Origin of the sequence: Amycolatopsis sp. lyj-112, assembly GCF_046549055.1 — a bacterium.
GTDB lineage: Bacteria > Actinomycetota > Actinomycetes > Mycobacteriales > Pseudonocardiaceae > Amycolatopsis.
The window spans coordinates 37,841-52,429 of the sequence record NZ_JAJPWS010000001.1; the positions used below are offsets into that span (position 1 = coordinate 37,841).

Consider the following 14,589-nt stretch of genomic DNA (forward strand, 5'->3'; position numbering starts at 1 on the left):
GTGGAATCAGTAGAGCGGAGATTCCGGAGTGGACGGCGCCGGTAAGGTCGAACCGGTGCTGAAGGGGCTGGTAATCGACTACGTCGGGGTGCTCACCGAACCCGAGGCGGACGAGCTGTACGACTTCCTGCTCGCCGTCCGGGCACGCGGCATCCGCACCGCGCTGCTCTCGAACGCCCCCGGTGCGCCGGACGAGGCCAGACAGGCGCTGAACCCGTTCTTCGACGCGCTCGTCTTCTCCGGCGAGGTCGGCGTGGGCAAACCCCAGCGCGAGGTCTACCTGCTCACCGCGGACCGGCTCGGCCTGCCCGCCGGCCTGTGCGTATTCGTCGACGACGCCGAGCGCAACGTCCGCGGCGCGGTGGCGGCCGGGATGGCGGGAATCCACCACACGTCGGTCGAGGAGACCCTGACCGAGCTCAGCGCCCTGTTCTTCGAGAGCCGCTAGGTCCGTATTGGCAAGTCCGTGAAGGCCACCTTGAGGGACTCAGAGTCCCTCAAGGTGGCCTTCACGGACTTCAGCTTGAACCTAGCCTCGAGAGGGGTTAGCGCGGCGGGCCAGTTCGAACGAGAGTACGGCGGCGGCCGCCGACACGTTGAGCGACTCGACCTCGCCCGGCATCGGGATCGACACCCAGTCCGTCACCAGTTCGCCGACCTCGGCGCCGACGCCGTTCGTCTCGCCGCCCAGCACGAAGGCCGCGCGCTGCGGCAACTCGACGTCGAACACGGAAGTGTGTGCCGACGCGCCCAGCGCGTAGAGCTCGTACCCGGCCTCGGTGAGCATCTCGGCGGCTTCGCGGGCACTGCCGCACCGCAGCACCGGCGCGCGGAACGCGACCCCGGCGGACGCCTTGACCACCATCGGGTCGAGGGCGGCGACCCCGCGCCGCGGCACCACGACGCCGTCCAGCCCCGCGGCGGTGGCGGTGCGCAGGATCATCCCGACGTTGGCTGGCGTGGTGATCCCGTCGAGCAGCAGCACTCTCGACGGCGGCCTGCCCTGCGAAAGCGCCGCGTGCAGCGACCGCATGCGCGGCGCGACGACGTCGGCCAGCACCCCCTGGTCCTGCTTGCCGTTCCCGGCCAGCACCTTGACCCGGTGCGCGCTGGCGCGCTGCACCGGCACCCCGGCGGCCTTGGCCGCGCGCTCGATCTCGGCGGCGTTCGACCCGCGGACGGTGTCGGCGAGAATCACCTTGTCCACCTCGAGCGCCGCGTCGTCCAATGCCTCGAGCACCGGTTTCCTGCCGTACACCGTCAGGAACCGGTCCTTCGGCGAAATCACCGACTCATCACCCACACCGGCGAGTCTCCCACTGTGTAAGGATCGGCCCATGCCCGACCGCCTCTCCGCGCTGGACGCCTCGTTCCTGTACGTGGAAGACCACTCGACCCCGATGCACGTCGGCGGCGTGGCGATCTTCGAACGACCGCGCGACGGCTTCACCTATGAACAGCTGCTCGCCCTGATCGGTCAGCGCCTGGCCTACCTGCCCAGATACCGGCAACGGGTGCTCGAAGTCCCGGGGCATCTCGCCCGGCCGGTGTGGGTCGACGACGTCGATTTCGACCTCAACTACCACGTGCGCCGGTCCGCGCTGCCGCAGCCGGGTTCCGATGATCAGCTGTTCGACCTGGTGGCACGGCTCATGTCCCGCCGGCTCGACCCGGGAAGGCCGCTGTGGGAGGCGTACTTCGTCGAGGGGCTTTCCGGGGACCGCATCGCGCTGGTGACCAAGACGCATCAGTCCGTTGTGGACGGGATCGGCACCATCGATCTCGGGCAGCTGATCCTCGACGTCGCCCCGCAGGAGCCGGAACCGTTCGACGACCACTGGCATCCGCGCCGTGAGCCGAGCCGCACCCAGCTGATCCTCGACGCGGTCGCCGAGACCGTGCAGCGGCCGACGGAACTGGTGGAGAACGTCCGCTCCATCGCCCACGACGCCACCGCGATGGCGAGCAAGGTCACCGAGACCGTCGGCGACGTCGCGTCGGCGCTCAAGACGATGGTGAACCCGGCGCCGTCCGGGCCGCTCAACGTGCGCACCTCCGGCGGCCGCATGTTCGCGGCGGTCCGCACGCGGCTGGAGGATTTCCGCAAGGTCCGGGCCGAGCACGGCGGCACGGTCAACGATGTCGTACTGGCGGCGATCACCGGTGCGCTGCGGGAATGGCTGCTCTCCCGAGGTTCGACCTTGACCGCGACGACCACGCTGCGCGCGCTGGTGCCGATGGCGGTCCGGGACGCCGAGACGGCCGAGTATTCGACGCCGGCGCTGCTCGGGAACCAGGTCGACGCGTATCTGATCGATCTCCCGGTCGGCGAGCCGAACGCGGTGCTGCGGCTGCAGCACATCGGCCACGCGATGACGGACCATCTCGATTCCGGTCGTTCGGTCGCCGCGCGCGGACTGCTGACGGTCGGCGGGTTCGCACCCGCGACGCTGCATTCGCTGGGCGCGCGGGCGGCCGGGTCGATGTCCGGCCGCATCTTCAACGTGCTGATCACGAATTCGCCGGGGCCGCAGGTGCCGCTCTACGCGGGACAGGCGAGGATGGTGGAGATGTACCCGGTCATGCCGCTGGTGCGCAATCAGGCACTGGCGATCGGGGTCACCTCGTATCACGGGGGTGTCTACTTCGGACTGAACGGCGATCGCAAGGCCGTGTCCGATGTGGACCTGCTCGCCGGGATGATCGAGGAATCGTTGGAAGAGCTGAAGGGTGCGCACTGGTGAGGGTCTATCTACCCGGGACGATCGCGATGCTTCGTGATCTCGAGACCGCCGGTGAGTTCCGGGCGCGCAGCGGTACGGCGTTCGCGCTGACGCCGGCGCTGCGGGAGTCCTACGCCAGCGGGTCCGACGAGGAACTGGAGTACGCCGCGCTGCTGGACGCGGCCAGGGCGTCGCTCCGGCTGATCGCGGCCGAGGAGAAGCCCGAAGCCCGGCGGGTGGTGATCTCCGCCGACGTCGAAGGGGTCACGCTGCGCGCGGACCTCGACGCCGCCGTCGTCCGGCTCGCCGGACCGGTGAAGCTCGAAGACATCGCCGCGATCCACGTCGACGCGGCCGAGGCCGCCGAATCCGTGCAGGCCGCCGCCGCGGTCATCGACGAGGCCGATCTGGGCGACCCGGACGCGGAGTTCACCCTCGGCGACGCCGAAGACCACGAACTCGCCTGGTACGCGCCCCAAGAACTGCCGTTCCTTTTGGAACTTCTCTGACTCGCGTTTAGTCCTCTGGTCGCGGTCCTTGCGCGTGCAACTACCGCAACCAGAGGACTACTTGCCTGGTCTTTTGCGTGGACTAGCCCGCCGGGATCTCCCCGATCTGGTCCGGCGGCGGCGCCTGGATGTCGGCTTGGGTTCCCCACTCGGTGTAGAGCGTGGTGATCCTGGCCATCGCGCTGTCCGGGACGCCCGAAGCGGCGAGGACGGGAGCCAGGTCGAGCAGGACCTGCAGAGGCCGGTGGGAGTCGTCGAGCCAGAGCTCCATGGGGATCTTGACGTTGCCGCGTAGTTCGCCGACGGCCTCCGCCGACAACCCGGCGGGCAGGTCGGTGCCCAGCTTGGCCATGTCGAGGTCGAGCCGGTAGTGCTCGGTGGACACCCCGCCGAGGTCGGCGTGCTCGGCACCGGTCAGCGTGCCGGCCCGCCGGACCTGGTCGAGCACGCGGCCCGAGTCGTTCTGCTTGATCAGCTGGTCGACGCTGCCGCCGAGGACCTGCGAGAACGGGTCGGTGCCGTCGGGGGTGACCTTGACCCACGGCTTGCCGTCGGGAACCTCCTCGCGCGAGGCCTCGGGGACCTGCGCGTAGACGGCCTTGTCGACCAGCCGGAGTTCGAGCGGTTCGCCGAGGAAGTCCGTCGTCATCGCCAGTGCGGTGCCCGCGCTCGCGAACCTGGCCTGCCCGACGCTCTTCGACCGCATCGCGCCGGCCGTGACGTCGGTGGTGAACTTCGCGGTCTTCCCTTCGACGGCGACCGTGGCCCCGTCGGCGAGGGCGCGGGCGTCCGCGAACGTCACGCTGTCGCCGTCACACCCGCCGAGCAACGCGCCGAGTACGAGCACGACGGCGGGCAGGGCCGTTCTCCGCATGGGGACCGTCCTCGGCTGTGGGGCGAAACTGCGGGCACCCCAAGCGAAACACAGCCAGGCTCCTCGACCTGATCGGGGGAACGGCTCAGCGGCTGACGGGCTCGCCGACCGCCTCGGGCGGCGGCGCGATGATCACCACGTCGGAGGCCCAGCTGTCGTACTTGACCGTGGCCTTCCCCAGGCTGACCTGAACCGGCCGCTGTTCGGCGTCGAGCCACACCTCGGCGGGCGCGCCGTCGAGTTCGAGGGTGTAGTGAGTGGTCCGGGTGCCGTTCAGATCGGCCTGCGCGGACTGGGTGACCTTGCCGGACTTCGAGATCCGCTCGATCGTCCGTGTCGGATCCATCGCCTCGACGACGCCCGCCATCAGCTTGCCGTTGGCCGCGGAGACCGCGTCCTTGCCGTCGGCGGAGATCTTGACCCATTCCTTGTCGGTCTTGAGTTCCAGGACCTGCGCCTCGGACAGGTGGTAGTAGAGGACGCCGTCGGAGAAGATCAGGTCGCGCTTCTCGCCGTCGACCTCGGCGACCATGGAGAACTTGCTGTTCGGCCCCTCGTAGAGCCCGGAACTGGTCACCATGACCTTGCGGCCGTCGTCGGCGGTGGTCTCCACGGACACCTTCGAGGAGCGGGCCTTCTGCGTGCTCGCACCGGCTGCCGAGGCCAGCTGCGCCGCGTCCCCGGCCGGTGGTGCCGCCGGTTTCTCTTCCGCGGAACAGCCGCTCAGCAGCAGGAGGGCGGTGCAGACGGCGGCGAATCCGGTGGCACGCATAGGACTCCCTCGGGTGAATGGTCTGTACCACCACCGTAGTGAAGGAAGGCCCGCTCCGGTAGACGCGTGAGGGCCACCTCAGGGACTCAGAGTCCATGAGGTGGCCCTCACGCACTTCAAGGGGCCTAGCGGCCGGACTTCTTCATGATCTCGACCAGGTCGCCGACCTGGTCGGCGGGCGGCGCGGTGACGTTCACCGGGACACCCCAGTCGCTGTACTTGACGGTGGTCTTCGCCTCGCCGGCGCCGGGGGCGCCCATGGCCTTCAGGAACGCGCTCTGGTCCATGGTGACCTGCAGCGGGAGCTGGTCGGCGTTGAGCCACAGCTCGGTGGGGATGGTGACGTTCTTGCCCTTGAGCTTCGCGTCGAGCTGCTTCACGACCTCGGCGGGCAGGGGCACGCCCATGTCGCCCACGACGAGCGCGATGGCCTTCTCGACCTCGATCTCGACGACGTAGTGGTTGGTCAGCTCACCGTTCAGCTCGACCTGGTCCGACTTCGTGATCTTGCCCGCCTTCGAGACCTGCTCGATGGTGCGGGACGGGTCGCTTTCCTTGACGGCCTTCGACATCATCTTGCCGAGCAGCTGCGAGATCGGGTCCTGACCGTCGGCCGCGATCTTCACGTACGCTTTGTCGGTCTTGAGCTCGGCCTTGTCCGCGGCGTCGAGCTTGAAGAACAGGGCGTTGTCGACGAAGAGGATCTCCATCTTCTTGCCGTCGCTGTCCAGGACCATCGAGACTTTGCTGTTCTCGCCGTCGTACAGGCCCTGGCCCGTCGCCGTGCTGGTCTGGCCGCCCGCGACGGACTCCATCGTCACCTTCGACGACTTGGCCTTCTTGGTGCTCTCGCGGGTCAGGGCCGCGAGCTGGATCGGGTCGCCGAGCGGCGACATGAGAGAGCTCTTCGCTTCGGAAGGAGCGGGAGCAGCCGTGCCCGGCTTCGTCTCGGCACCGCAAGCGGACAGCGCCAGGACGGCGGCGGCGCAGACGGCGGCGAGTGTGGATACGCGCTTCAAGTGGACCCCTCAGAACAGTTGTACTAATCCGAACGGGTTATCGAGCTGAGGCGGATTTAGTTACTGCTCGTCTTCATGCCCGGCTCGGGAGCCCAAAAGGCGACGCAAAGAGACCAGTCGCTCCGCGCTGGCGTGACCTTCGGTGACGACGTCGTCGAGGGCGCAGTCGGGGTCGGAAGGCGGCCCCAGGTGCCCGCAAGCCGACGGGCACTCTTCGGCCGCCGCGGCGAATTCCTCGAACGCGAGCACGATGTCGTCGGCGGTCACATGCGCGAGGCCGAACGAGCGGATACCCGGGGTGTCGACCACCCAGCCGCCGCCGGGCAGCGAGAGCGCGACCGCCGCGACCGACGTGTGCCTGCCCTTGCCGATGGCGCTGACCACGCCGGTCGCCAGCCCGGCGTCCGGCACCAGCCGGTTGACCAGAGTGGACTTCCCGACGCCGGAATGCCCGACCAGGGCGGTGACCCGGTCCTTGAGCCGTCCGACCAGTTCGTCCGGGAACTCGTCGTGCCGGGTGACCACGGCCGGGATGTCGAGGCCCGCGTAGCCGGCGAGGAGTTCGTCCGGGCTCGCGAGGTCGGCCTTCGTCAGGCACAGGATGGGTTCGAGGCCGCCCGCGTAGCAGGCGACCAGGCAGCGGTCGATGAACCCGGTGCGCGGCGGGGGATCGGCCAGCGCGGTGACGATCAGCAACTGCGCGGCGTTCGCGACGACGACCCGTTCGAAGGGATCGGTGTCGTCCGCGGTCCGGCGGAGCACGCTGGAACGTTCATCCACCCGGATGATCCGGGCCAGGGTGTCCGGCTTGCCGCTCACGTCGCCGACGATGCCGACGGTGTCGCCGACGACGACCGAGACCCGGCCCATCTCGCGGGCCCGCATCGCGGTGACGACGCGCTCCGGATCGGAGTCGATCGCGCAGGTCCAGCGGCCCCGGTCCTTGCCGACGACCATCGCTGTGGAGGCGTCGGCGTGCTCGGGACGACGTTTGCTGCGCGGTCTGGTGCCCTTCCCGGGACGGATCCGCACATCGGATTCGTCCAGTCTGCTCCAGTCCTTGCCCGTCAAACCGCCTCCTGCTCTTCGAACACCGCGCAAGAATGATCCCATGCCGCTCGCCATCGCTTGGCGAGCGTGTAACGATGACTGCTTCAGGAGGAGGTTTTCCCATGTGCGGGCGTTATGCCGCCACCAAGGATCCCGCCGCGCTGATCGACGAGTTCGCCGCGGTGGACCTGACCGAGGGCCGGGTCCGGACCGATCACAACGTGGCGCCGACCAAGGAGGTCGCCACCGTGGTCCAGCGGCATCCGCGGGACGCCGACGGTGCGGTGCTGGAGGACGAACCCGCCGTCCGGTCGCTGCGGATGATGCGCTGGGGCCTCGTCCCGTTCTGGGCGAAGGACCCCGGAGTCGGTTCGAAGATGATCAACACGCGCGCCGAGACCGCCAAGGAGAAGCCGTCGTTCCGCAAGGCGGTGTCCTCGCGGCGCTGCCTGGTCCCGGCCGAAGGCTGGTATGAGTGGCAGCGCGACGGCAAGGCGAAGCAGCCCTTCTTCATGACCGGCCCGGATGACGCCTCGCTCTCCTTCGCGGGTATCTGGGAGAGCTGGCGCCCGAAGGACGACAAGGACGCCGACCCGCTGATCACCTTCTCGGTGATCACCACGGACTCGGTCGGCAGGCTCACCGACATCCACCACCGCATGCCGCTGCTGATGCCGCGGGAGAAGTGGGACACCTGGCTCGACCCCGACCTGACCGACGTCACCGAACTGCTCGTCCCACCCGCCGTGGACCTGGTCGACACGATCGAGGTACGGCCGGTCTCGAGCCTGGTCAACAGCGTCCGCAACAACGGTCCGCAGCTGCTGGAACGGGTCGATCCGGCGGTGGCGGTCGAGGACGAGAGCGCGCTCTTCGAGCAGCCGAAGTCATGACCAAGCTGGAGATCGACACCGCCTACGGCCCCGCGCGGGCCGAGTTGCACTGCGCCGAGGAAGGGGTCGCGGTGCTGATGCTCGGCCACGGCGCGGGCGGCGGGATCGGGGCGAAGGACCTGGTCGCGGTCACGCGGGCGGCGCAGGCGGCGGGCGTGCACGTCGCGCTCGTGGAGCAGCCGTACCGGGTGGCGGGCCGTCGTGCGCCCGCGCCCGCCAACCAGCTCGACACCGCCTGGCTCACCATCGCCGACGACGTCTCCGAGCGGTTCGACGATCTCCCGCTGGTCTTCGGCGGCCGGTCCTCCGGGGCCAGGGTCGCCTGCCGGACCGCGTCGGCGGGACAGGCGGTGGCGGTGCTGTGCCTCGCGTTCCCCGAGCATCCGCCGGGGAAACCGGAGAAGACCAGGCAGGGCGAACTGGACGCCGTCGAGGTCCCGACCCTGGTCATCCAGGGCGAGCGTGACCCGTTCGGCTTGCCCAAGGCCGGTCCCCATCACGAGATCGTGGTGCTCAAGGGCGACCACAACCTCAGCGCCGATCTCGAAGGCGTGTCACGCGCGGCCGCCGAGTGGCTCGAGCGTGTGCTGCGCCCGCTTGCCTGAGAGACGTCGCCAGGCGTAGTGCGCGGTGACCACGGCCAGCAGCGGTCCCCAGAGCAGCAGCGGCGCGTAACAGACGGCCATCACGACGTCGAAGAACACCGAGTCCTCCCGGGTGCCCGGCACCAGCGTGATCCCGGCGTCGGCCCAGCGGAACGCCCCCGGGGTGATGATCAGCGTGAGGGCGATCGCGCCCGCGGCGGCCGGGACGATCGCGACGAGCGGCGGGATCGCGCGCCCCCGCAGGAACGGGATCCAGCGCGGCCACACCTCGCCCCACGGCCGGATGAGCCCGAGGGTGAGGAAGGCCAGCGCCTCGGCGAACAGGCTCAGCCCGAAGACGTACAGGACGCCCCAGCCGGGGATGGAGAACTCGGCCAGTCCCTTCTCGGTGAACCCGACCGGGATCTGCAGGCCCATCGCGATCCGCCACAGCCCGGACGGCAGCGTCGCCAGCACTGTCGCGTGCGCCGCGATCCTCGCCCACTTCGGCACGTCGGGCAGGGTTTTGGTCATTTCCGTACTCCCCAGGGGTCGTCTTCGTCTGCCGATGACGATTCCCCAGGCGAGGCGCGCGATCTTCCCGCGCGAGACCGATCCTTCTCCCTCCCGAGGGGGAGCGCCCTCCCGCAATTCGTCCTCTAGTTGCGGTAGTTGCACGCGCAAGGACCGCAACTAGAGGACGAAACGCGGGGTGGGTGAGGGGTGGCGAGGGGCCGTCAGCTCGCGATCGGGGCCACGACGGCACCGGTGAGACGTACGAGGTCGGCAGGCGCGAGTTCGACTTCGAGACCGCGTCGCCCGGCCGAGCAGTGCACGGTCTCGAAGGCCTCCGCCGACGCGTCGACGACCACCGGGAGCCGGCTCCGGTGCCCGAGCGGCGAGATCCCGCCGAGCACGTAGCCCGTCGCGCGCCGGGCGGCGGCGGGGTCGGCCATCTTGGCCTTCTTCCCGCCGGCCGCGGCCGCGAGCGCTTTCAGGTCGAGCTGACCGGTGACCGGGACCACGCCGACGGTCAGTTTCCCGTCGACCTCGGCGACCAGCGTCTTGAACACCCGCGCGGGGTCGAGCCCGAGCGCCTCGACGGCTTCGAGGCCGTACGACTCGGCTCGCGAATCGTGCTCGTAGGCGTGCAGAACGTGGGTCACCTTCTGCTTCGCCAGCAGCGCCGTCGCCGGGGTTCCCTTGCCTGCCATGGGCGGGAGTCTACGAGCGCGCGGATCACACCGGGGAATGCCTGACCGGCGAGCACTGTTGGAACGGACGTGTCCACCACACTGGAAGCTCCCCGAATCCTGATCCCGCGCACGCCGGGCGGCCAGGTGATCCGCCCCCGCGTAAACTCGACGACGTCTCATGCGCACAAGCGCATCGACGCCGATCGGGAAGGGAACGGTTTGCCGAGCACGCAGAATCCCGCGCCGGACACGGGTACGGACGCCGAACAGGCGGCCGCGCGGGCCGAGCGCTTCGAGCGGGACGCGATGCCCTTGCTCGACCAGCTGTACTCGGCCGCGATGCGGATGACCCGGAACCCCGCCGACGCGGAGGACCTCGTCCAGGAGACGTATCTGAAGGCCTACGCGGCCTTCGCCTCCTTCAAGGCGGGTACGAACCTCAAGGCGTGGATGTACCGCATCCTCACCAACACCTACATCAACGGCTACCGCAAGCGCCAGCGCCAGCCGGTCCAGCAGCCCACCGAGGAGATCACCGACTGGCAGATCGCCAAGGCGGAGAACCACACCTCCAGCGGGCTGCGCTCGGCCGAGGTCGAGGCGATGGACAACCTGCCTGACGCCGACGTCAAGGAAGCGCTGCAGAAGCTGCCCGAGGACTTCCGTCTCGCGGTCTACCTCGCCGATGTCGAAGGCTTCGCGTACAAGGAGATCGCCGAGATCATGGACACGCCCATCGGCACCGTGATGTCCCGGCTGCACCGCGGCCGCGCCCAGCTCCGTGACCTGCTCGCCGACGTCGCCCGCGAGCGGGGCTTCATCCGCGCGGGCGAACAGCAGGAGGTGGCGGGGCGATGACCAGCGACTACTGCGCCGGCGCGGACGACAAGGTCAAATGCGAGGAAGCCCTCGCCGACATCTACCTGCTGCTCGACAAGGAGTGCAGCGCGGAGCGTGACGAGGCCCTGCGCAAGCACATCGACGATTGCCCTCCGTGCCTCGAGGAATACGGCATCGACGAGCACCTCAAGCAGCTTCTCGCCCGCAAGTGCGGTGGTGACCACGCGCCGGACGACCTGAAGTCCCGGCTGCGGGCCTCGATCCGCCAGACCGTGGAGACCAAGGGCGCGCTCACCATCGAGCGCACCGAGGTCCGGATCGAGCAGACCTTCGAGTAGCCGCTCGAAGTCACTCAGGACACACGCGAAGGCCCCCGTACCGAATCCGGTGCGGGGGCCTTCGCTGTCTGATCGATGATCAGGAGTTGGGCTTCTTGCCGTGGTTCGCGCCGTTCTTCTTACGGTCGCGACGCTTGCGGGCGCGCTTCGACATGTTTCACTCCTTGTCCAGGTGGCCCTCGCGGGGTGATACGACACCGCTGGGCCAGGGTCAACCTCTCCAGTGTGTCATGCGGCCCCCGGCCTGCTTGGATGGGGACGTGTCGACCCTCTCCGATCTTCTCGCCGAGAACACCGGCCTGTCCGGCGAAGCCGCGGACCACCTCCAGACCGTGGTGGCCGAATGGCAGCTGCTGGCCGACCTGTCCTTCGCGGACTTCCTGCTCTGGGTCGCGGTTTCCGAGGAACTGCAGCCCGACGGCGGTGACTTCGTCTGCGTCGCGCACGCGCGCCCGACGACGGCGCCGACGGCCCATCCGGAGGACGTCGTCGGTTCGAGGTTCACCGTGGACGAGCACCCTCAGCTGGCGAAGGCCTGCCGTGAGGTGCGGATCTGCCGTGAAGAGGACCCGCACTGGTATCGCGACCTGCCGATGCGCCGCGAGGCCATCCCGGTGGTGTTCGGCGGGACCGTGATCGCCGTCCTCAGCCGCGAGACGAACCTGGCGGCTTCGCGGGTGCCGAGCCCGCTCGAAATCGCCTACCTCGGCAGCGCCGGCGACCTGTGCCAGATGATCGTCGACGGCACCTTCCCCAGCCCGGGGAACCAGACCGACACGCACACCAGCCCGCGCGTCGGCGACGGCCTGATCCGTCTCGACCCGACCGGGACCGTGGTGTTCGCCAGCCCGAACGGGCTTTCGGCCTATCACCGGATGGGGCACGAATCGGACCTCGTGGGGCAGCGGCTCGCGCCGCTGACGAGGTCGCTCATCCGCGACCCGTTCGACGCGACCGAGGTGTCCCACCGGGTCATCGAGGCACTCGACGGCAAGCCCAGCAGCCGGACGGAGGCGGATTCGCGACGCGGAGCCGTCGTGCTGTTCCGTGCGCTGCCGCTGCGCCCGGCCGGGCAGGCCGCCGGCGCGCTGGTCCTGGTGCGCGACGTCACCGAGGTGAAGCGCCGCGACAGGGCACTCCTGTCGAAGGACGCGACGATCCGCGAGATCCACCACCGGGTGAAGAACAACCTGCAGACCGTGGCCGCGCTGCTGCGCCTCCAGTCGCGCCGCACCTCCAGTGAGGAGGCACGGCTCGCGCTCGGTGAATCGGTGCGCCGGGTCTCGTCGATCGCGATGGTGCACGAGGCGCTGTCCATCTCCGTGGACGAGCGGGTCGACCTGGACAAGCTGCTCGACAACGTCCTGCCGATGGTGGGCGAAGTGGCGACGGCCGAATCCCAGGTCGGGCTTTCGCGCAAGGGCTCGTTCGGCATCGTCGTCGCCGAGATCGCGACGCCGTTGGTGATGGTGCTGGCCGAACTGGTCCAGAACGCCATCGAGCACGCGTTCCCCGGCGGACGGCCCGGCAAGGTCGAACTCGAGGTGGAACGTTCGGCCCGCTGGCTCGACGTCGTCATCCGCGACAACGGGCGCGGGCTGCCTTCGGGTTTTTCACTGGAGCGCAGCGACGGCCTCGGCCTGCAGATCGTGCGGACCCTGGTGGAATCGGAACTGCGGGGCTCGCTTTCGCTCCGCGGCCTGCGCGGCGAATCCGAGGAGTCCGGGGCACGCCGGGCCGGAACGGAAGCCGCCTTGCGTATCCCGTTGTCGCGCCGTCTGTAGCGGACAGTCCTTTTTGATCGTCCTTTGTGGACTGTCTGATCCGGACACGTTTAAGGGCCGGCGCCAGAAGAGAAGATGGCGCCGGCCCTGCAACGGTTCCGCGGGAGGACTTGAAGGTCCTGTGAAGCCATACCCCCGTGGGGATGCTTTGGCTTCGCTTGTTAAGCTGAACTCGGGTAGGTATCACCTCACGACGCACGGCCATACAGCCACTGCGCCGCGGGATTACCCGAAGCTTGGATCCTGCTGAATTGTGGTTTGATCAGGTGAAGCGTGCTGAGCCTTGGCTCAGGCAGAGGTACGCGTGCCGATGTGCGTACGACGGCGCTTCAGGGCCCGTCGCTCGTCCTCGCTCATCCCGCCCCATACGCCTGCGTCCTGTCCGCTGGCCAAAGCCCAGGCCAAGCAGTCGGAGGCGACGGTGCAACGGTGGCACACGGATTTCGCCTGAGTTACCTGCGACAGAGCAGGACCGCTGGTTCCCACCGGGAAGAACAGCTCGGGGTCCTCGTCTCGGCAGGCCGCGTCATGGCGCCAGTCCATGTTTCTGAGCTCCTTCATAACGGCGCGGTACTCCGCGCCATAGTCGTCATGGCGGTCGTTTTTTTGGGTGCTTGTGAATGCTTTCACGAAGCACCCGTTTCGACAAGGGTTTTCTGAAGATCGGTGAGTCAGCTCACCCGGCCGAGCGACGCTTCTGACCTGCGGTTTCGTTCCGAAACGGCCCCCTCAAGGGAAGGCCGATGCGGTGAGTGGAGGTTCTGCGTCGATAAGCGGCAGGTTGCACTTTGCCGCAGGCGATCAGTGGTCCGGTCGTCAGATGGTCACTGTCAGTGCTTCCGGAACGCTGAAGAACTCCACTCGCTTCCGCTGGCCGACAAGGTCGCCGTCCACCTGGAAGTTTACCGGTTCAGCAGCGTCGATGCGGATCATCGGCAGGTCATCGTGACGAAGGAGACGTCGTCCTCGTTGGTTGCTCTTCGTGAGCAATGCTTGCCGTACATGCTTGAACACGGTGGGCAATCCCAGACCGTTCAACGCGAAAAGGCCCAATCCGGTGTCGAACGAGCTGCCCGAGTTGAGGTGGACGGGACGCTCGCCCAGGTAACTCCATGGATCGGTGTTGGACACGAAAGCGGTCAGCACTTCGGTGGGTTCTTCACCCGGTATGCGGACCGTGAGGGGCGGGCGGCCCAGCGGAGGCCGCAGATGGGACGCGACGGCGGCCCTCAGATAGAGGCCCGCGGTGGTCTGTTTGCCCCGGCGCTTGGCGACGCGGCCGACGACGTCGGCGTCCCAGCCCATGCCGGCGTTGAAGGTGAACCAATGGCCGTCGGCGATCCCGAGGCCGACCTTGCGGCTCCGGTCGTTCTCGATGGCGTTGAGAAGCTGGTGGGTCGCTTCCACCGGGTCGTGCGAGATCCCCAGCGCGCGGGCGAACACGTTCGCCGAACCACCCGGCACGACGCCGAGCATCGGGACGTGGCCGATTTCGGCGGGATCGCCGTCGGCGTCCGCGAGCAGGCCGTTGACCACTTCGTTGACGGTGCCGTCGCCGCCGTGCGCTACCACCAGGTCGATCCCGTCCCGGGCGGCGGAGCGGGCCACGGCCATCGCGTGGCCGCGGTAATCGGTCTCCACCACGTCGAGCTTGACCTGGCTGGCCAGCGCGTGTGCCAGCACGTCACGGCCACCGGCGGTGGTCGAGGTGGCCTGGGGGTTCACGACGAGGATCGCACGCATTACCGCAGGGTAAGTGACTTCGGCCCGAAGGGGGGAGCCTCGGGTGACGCACTGCTCAGTCCTGGCCGCGTCGTCGAGGCAGCACCGTATGACCCTGTGGCGGGCGTCCCTCCTCGCTACCGGCGAATGACAGCCCGTCGTGACAAGTGCACCCGGGCCGACCGCCCGCTCATCGACGACACCCTGATTTTCGGCTCTCGGCGGCCGGACGAAAACAGCTGACCGGGTGGCATACGATCGAATGTGCTCACGTACGGTGACCCG

18 protein-coding genes are annotated in these 14,589 nt (G+C 68.6%); 8 read left to right on the forward strand and 10 right to left on the reverse strand.

Annotated features, from left to right (window positions below):
• The first annotated feature begins 28 nt into the window (after window positions 1-28).
• On the forward strand, window positions 29-448 hold the full coding sequence (locus tag ACLJRL_RS00155; protein WP_410653905.1) for an HAD-IA family hydrolase: 420 nt from the start codon (window positions 29-31) through the stop codon (window positions 446-448).
• 81 nt (window positions 449-529) lie between these two features.
• Here the strand turns inward: ACLJRL_RS00155 and ACLJRL_RS00160 are convergent, their stop codons facing one another.
• Window positions 530-1,303 (reverse strand): TrmH family RNA methyltransferase, encoded by a 774-nt coding sequence (locus ACLJRL_RS00160; protein ID WP_410653906.1) that lies wholly within the window; start codon window positions 1,301-1,303, stop codon window positions 530-532.
• Between the two features lie 34 nt (window positions 1,304-1,337).
• Here ACLJRL_RS00160 and ACLJRL_RS00165 point away from each other — a divergent pair, with 34 nt between their 5' ends.
• Together ACLJRL_RS00165 and ACLJRL_RS00170 are read left to right on the forward strand one after the other, a co-directional pair.
• Window positions 1,338-2,744: a WS/DGAT/MGAT family O-acyltransferase gene (locus ACLJRL_RS00165; RefSeq protein WP_410653907.1), complete on the forward strand. Its 1,407-nt coding sequence runs from the start codon at window positions 1,338-1,340 to the stop codon at window positions 2,742-2,744.
• A complete protein-coding gene (locus ACLJRL_RS00170; protein WP_410653908.1) occupies window positions 2,741-3,232 on the forward strand; it encodes a DUF6912 family protein in 492 nt (163 codons plus the stop codon). Before ACLJRL_RS00165 ends, ACLJRL_RS00170 begins: the two co-directional genes overlap by 4 nt.
• An 82-nt stretch (window positions 3,233-3,314) precedes the next feature.
• Here ACLJRL_RS00170 and ACLJRL_RS00175 read toward each other — a convergent pair whose 3' ends face one another.
• From ACLJRL_RS00175 to rsgA, 4 genes are all read right to left on the reverse strand, one after another.
• The gene (locus ACLJRL_RS00175; protein WP_410653909.1) at window positions 3,315-4,106 is read right to left on the reverse strand and encodes a hypothetical protein; all 792 of its coding nucleotides are present in this window, start codon (window positions 4,104-4,106) and stop codon (window positions 3,315-3,317) included.
• A gap of 85 nt (window positions 4,107-4,191) precedes the next feature.
• Entirely contained in the window at window positions 4,192-4,878 is a 687-nt protein-coding gene (locus ACLJRL_RS00180) for a hypothetical protein (RefSeq protein ID WP_410653910.1), read from the reverse strand.
• A gap of 125 nt (window positions 4,879-5,003) precedes the next feature.
• Window positions 5,004-5,897: a hypothetical protein gene (locus ACLJRL_RS00185; protein WP_410653911.1), complete on the reverse strand. Its 894-nt coding sequence runs from the start codon at window positions 5,895-5,897 to the stop codon at window positions 5,004-5,006.
• Window positions 5,898-5,957: 60 nt separating this feature from the next.
• A complete protein-coding gene (gene rsgA, locus ACLJRL_RS00190) occupies window positions 5,958-6,968 on the reverse strand; it encodes a ribosome small subunit-dependent GTPase A (protein WP_410653912.1) in 1,011 nt (336 codons plus the stop codon).
• A gap of 101 nt (window positions 6,969-7,069) precedes the next feature.
• On the opposite strand from rsgA, the gene ACLJRL_RS00195 reads away from it, so the two are divergent.
• Complete coding sequence (locus tag ACLJRL_RS00195; RefSeq protein WP_410653913.1) at window positions 7,070-7,840, forward strand: SOS response-associated peptidase; 771 nt, start codon at window positions 7,070-7,072, stop codon at window positions 7,838-7,840.
• Window positions 7,837-8,445: an alpha/beta family hydrolase gene (locus ACLJRL_RS00200; protein ID WP_410653914.1), complete on the forward strand. Its 609-nt coding sequence runs from the start codon at window positions 7,837-7,839 to the stop codon at window positions 8,443-8,445. The genes ACLJRL_RS00195 and ACLJRL_RS00200 overlap by 4 nt, the downstream gene beginning before the upstream one ends.
• Here ACLJRL_RS00200 and ACLJRL_RS00205 read toward each other — a convergent pair.
• Window positions 8,395-8,958 carry a hypothetical protein gene (locus ACLJRL_RS00205; protein WP_410653915.1) on the reverse strand — a complete coding sequence of 188 codons (564 nt, stop codon included), beginning with the start codon at window positions 8,956-8,958 and terminating at the stop codon, window positions 8,395-8,397. The two genes, ACLJRL_RS00200 and ACLJRL_RS00205, sit on opposite strands and share 51 nt — an antisense overlap.
• 203 nt (window positions 8,959-9,161) lie before the next feature.
• Entirely contained in the window at window positions 9,162-9,638 is a 477-nt protein-coding gene (gene ybaK / locus ACLJRL_RS00210) for a Cys-tRNA(Pro) deacylase (protein WP_410653916.1), read from the reverse strand.
• A gap of 201 nt (window positions 9,639-9,839) precedes the next feature.
• Here ybaK and ACLJRL_RS00215 point away from each other — a divergent pair, with 201 nt between their 5' ends.
• The gene (locus ACLJRL_RS00215; protein ID WP_410655110.1) at window positions 9,840-10,478 is read left to right on the forward strand and encodes a sigma-70 family RNA polymerase sigma factor; all 639 of its coding nucleotides are present in this window, start codon (window positions 9,840-9,842) and stop codon (window positions 10,476-10,478) included.
• The gene (gene rsrA, locus ACLJRL_RS00220; RefSeq protein WP_410653917.1) at window positions 10,475-10,798 is read left to right on the forward strand and encodes a mycothiol system anti-sigma-R factor; all 324 of its coding nucleotides are present in this window, start codon (window positions 10,475-10,477) and stop codon (window positions 10,796-10,798) included. Before ACLJRL_RS00215 ends, rsrA begins: the two co-directional genes overlap by 4 nt.
• Before the next feature lie 79 nt (window positions 10,799-10,877).
• On the opposite strand, the gene ACLJRL_RS00225 is transcribed toward rsrA, so the two are convergent.
• On the reverse strand, window positions 10,878-10,952 hold the full coding sequence (locus ACLJRL_RS00225) for a 50S ribosomal protein bL37 (protein WP_369299112.1): 75 nt from the start codon (window positions 10,950-10,952) through the stop codon (window positions 10,878-10,880).
• Window positions 10,953-11,058: 106 nt separating this feature from the next.
• Between ACLJRL_RS00225 and ACLJRL_RS00230 the strand changes: the two genes are divergently transcribed.
• A complete protein-coding gene (locus tag ACLJRL_RS00230; protein ID WP_410653918.1) occupies window positions 11,059-12,582 on the forward strand; it encodes a sensor histidine kinase in 1,524 nt (507 codons plus the stop codon).
• A gap of 288 nt (window positions 12,583-12,870) precedes the next feature.
• Here ACLJRL_RS00230 and ACLJRL_RS00235 read toward each other — a convergent pair whose 3' ends face one another.
• Together ACLJRL_RS00235 and ACLJRL_RS00240 are read right to left on the reverse strand one after the other, a co-directional pair.
• Complete coding sequence (locus ACLJRL_RS00235) at window positions 12,871-13,125, reverse strand: WhiB family transcriptional regulator (RefSeq protein ID WP_026466945.1); 255 nt, start codon at window positions 13,123-13,125, stop codon at window positions 12,871-12,873.
• Window positions 13,126-13,398: 273 nt separating this feature from the next.
• Window positions 13,399-14,325, reverse strand: a complete 927-nt coding sequence (locus ACLJRL_RS00240; protein WP_410653919.1) for a diacylglycerol/lipid kinase family protein — start codon at window positions 14,323-14,325, stop codon at window positions 13,399-13,401.
• Window positions 14,326-14,589 lie beyond the last annotated feature (264 nt).

Excerpts from the sequence above, each read along its gene's own strand:
- ACLJRL_RS00165 (WP_410653907.1), top strand. The coding sequence starts at position 1,338 with ATGCCCGACCGCCTCTCCGCGCTGGACGCCTCGTTCCTGTACGTGGAA.
- ACLJRL_RS00175 (WP_410653909.1), bottom strand. The coding sequence starts at position 4,106 with ATGCGGAGAACGGCCCTGCCCGCCGTCGTGCTCGTACTCGGCGCGTTG.
- ACLJRL_RS00180 (WP_410653910.1), bottom strand. The coding sequence starts at position 4,878 with ATGCGTGCCACCGGATTCGCCGCCGTCTGCACCGCCCTCCTGCTGCTG.
- ACLJRL_RS00195 (WP_410653913.1), top strand. The coding sequence starts at position 7,070 with ATGTGCGGGCGTTATGCCGCCACCAAGGATCCCGCCGCGCTGATCGAC.
- ACLJRL_RS00200 (WP_410653914.1), top strand. The coding sequence starts at position 7,837 with ATGACCAAGCTGGAGATCGACACCGCCTACGGCCCCGCGCGGGCCGAG.
- ACLJRL_RS00205 (WP_410653915.1), bottom strand. The coding sequence starts at position 8,958 with ATGACCAAAACCCTGCCCGACGTGCCGAAGTGGGCGAGGATCGCGGCG.
- ybaK (WP_410653916.1), bottom strand. The coding sequence starts at position 9,638 with ATGGCAGGCAAGGGAACCCCGGCGACGGCGCTGCTGGCGAAGCAGAAG.
- rsrA (WP_410653917.1), top strand. The coding sequence starts at position 10,475 with ATGACCAGCGACTACTGCGCCGGCGCGGACGACAAGGTCAAATGCGAG.
- ACLJRL_RS00235 (WP_026466945.1), bottom strand. The coding sequence starts at position 13,125 with ATGGACTGGCGCCATGACGCGGCCTGCCGAGACGAGGACCCCGAGCTG.
- ACLJRL_RS00240 (WP_410653919.1), bottom strand. The coding sequence starts at position 14,325 with ATGCGTGCGATCCTCGTCGTGAACCCCCAGGCCACCTCGACCACCGCC.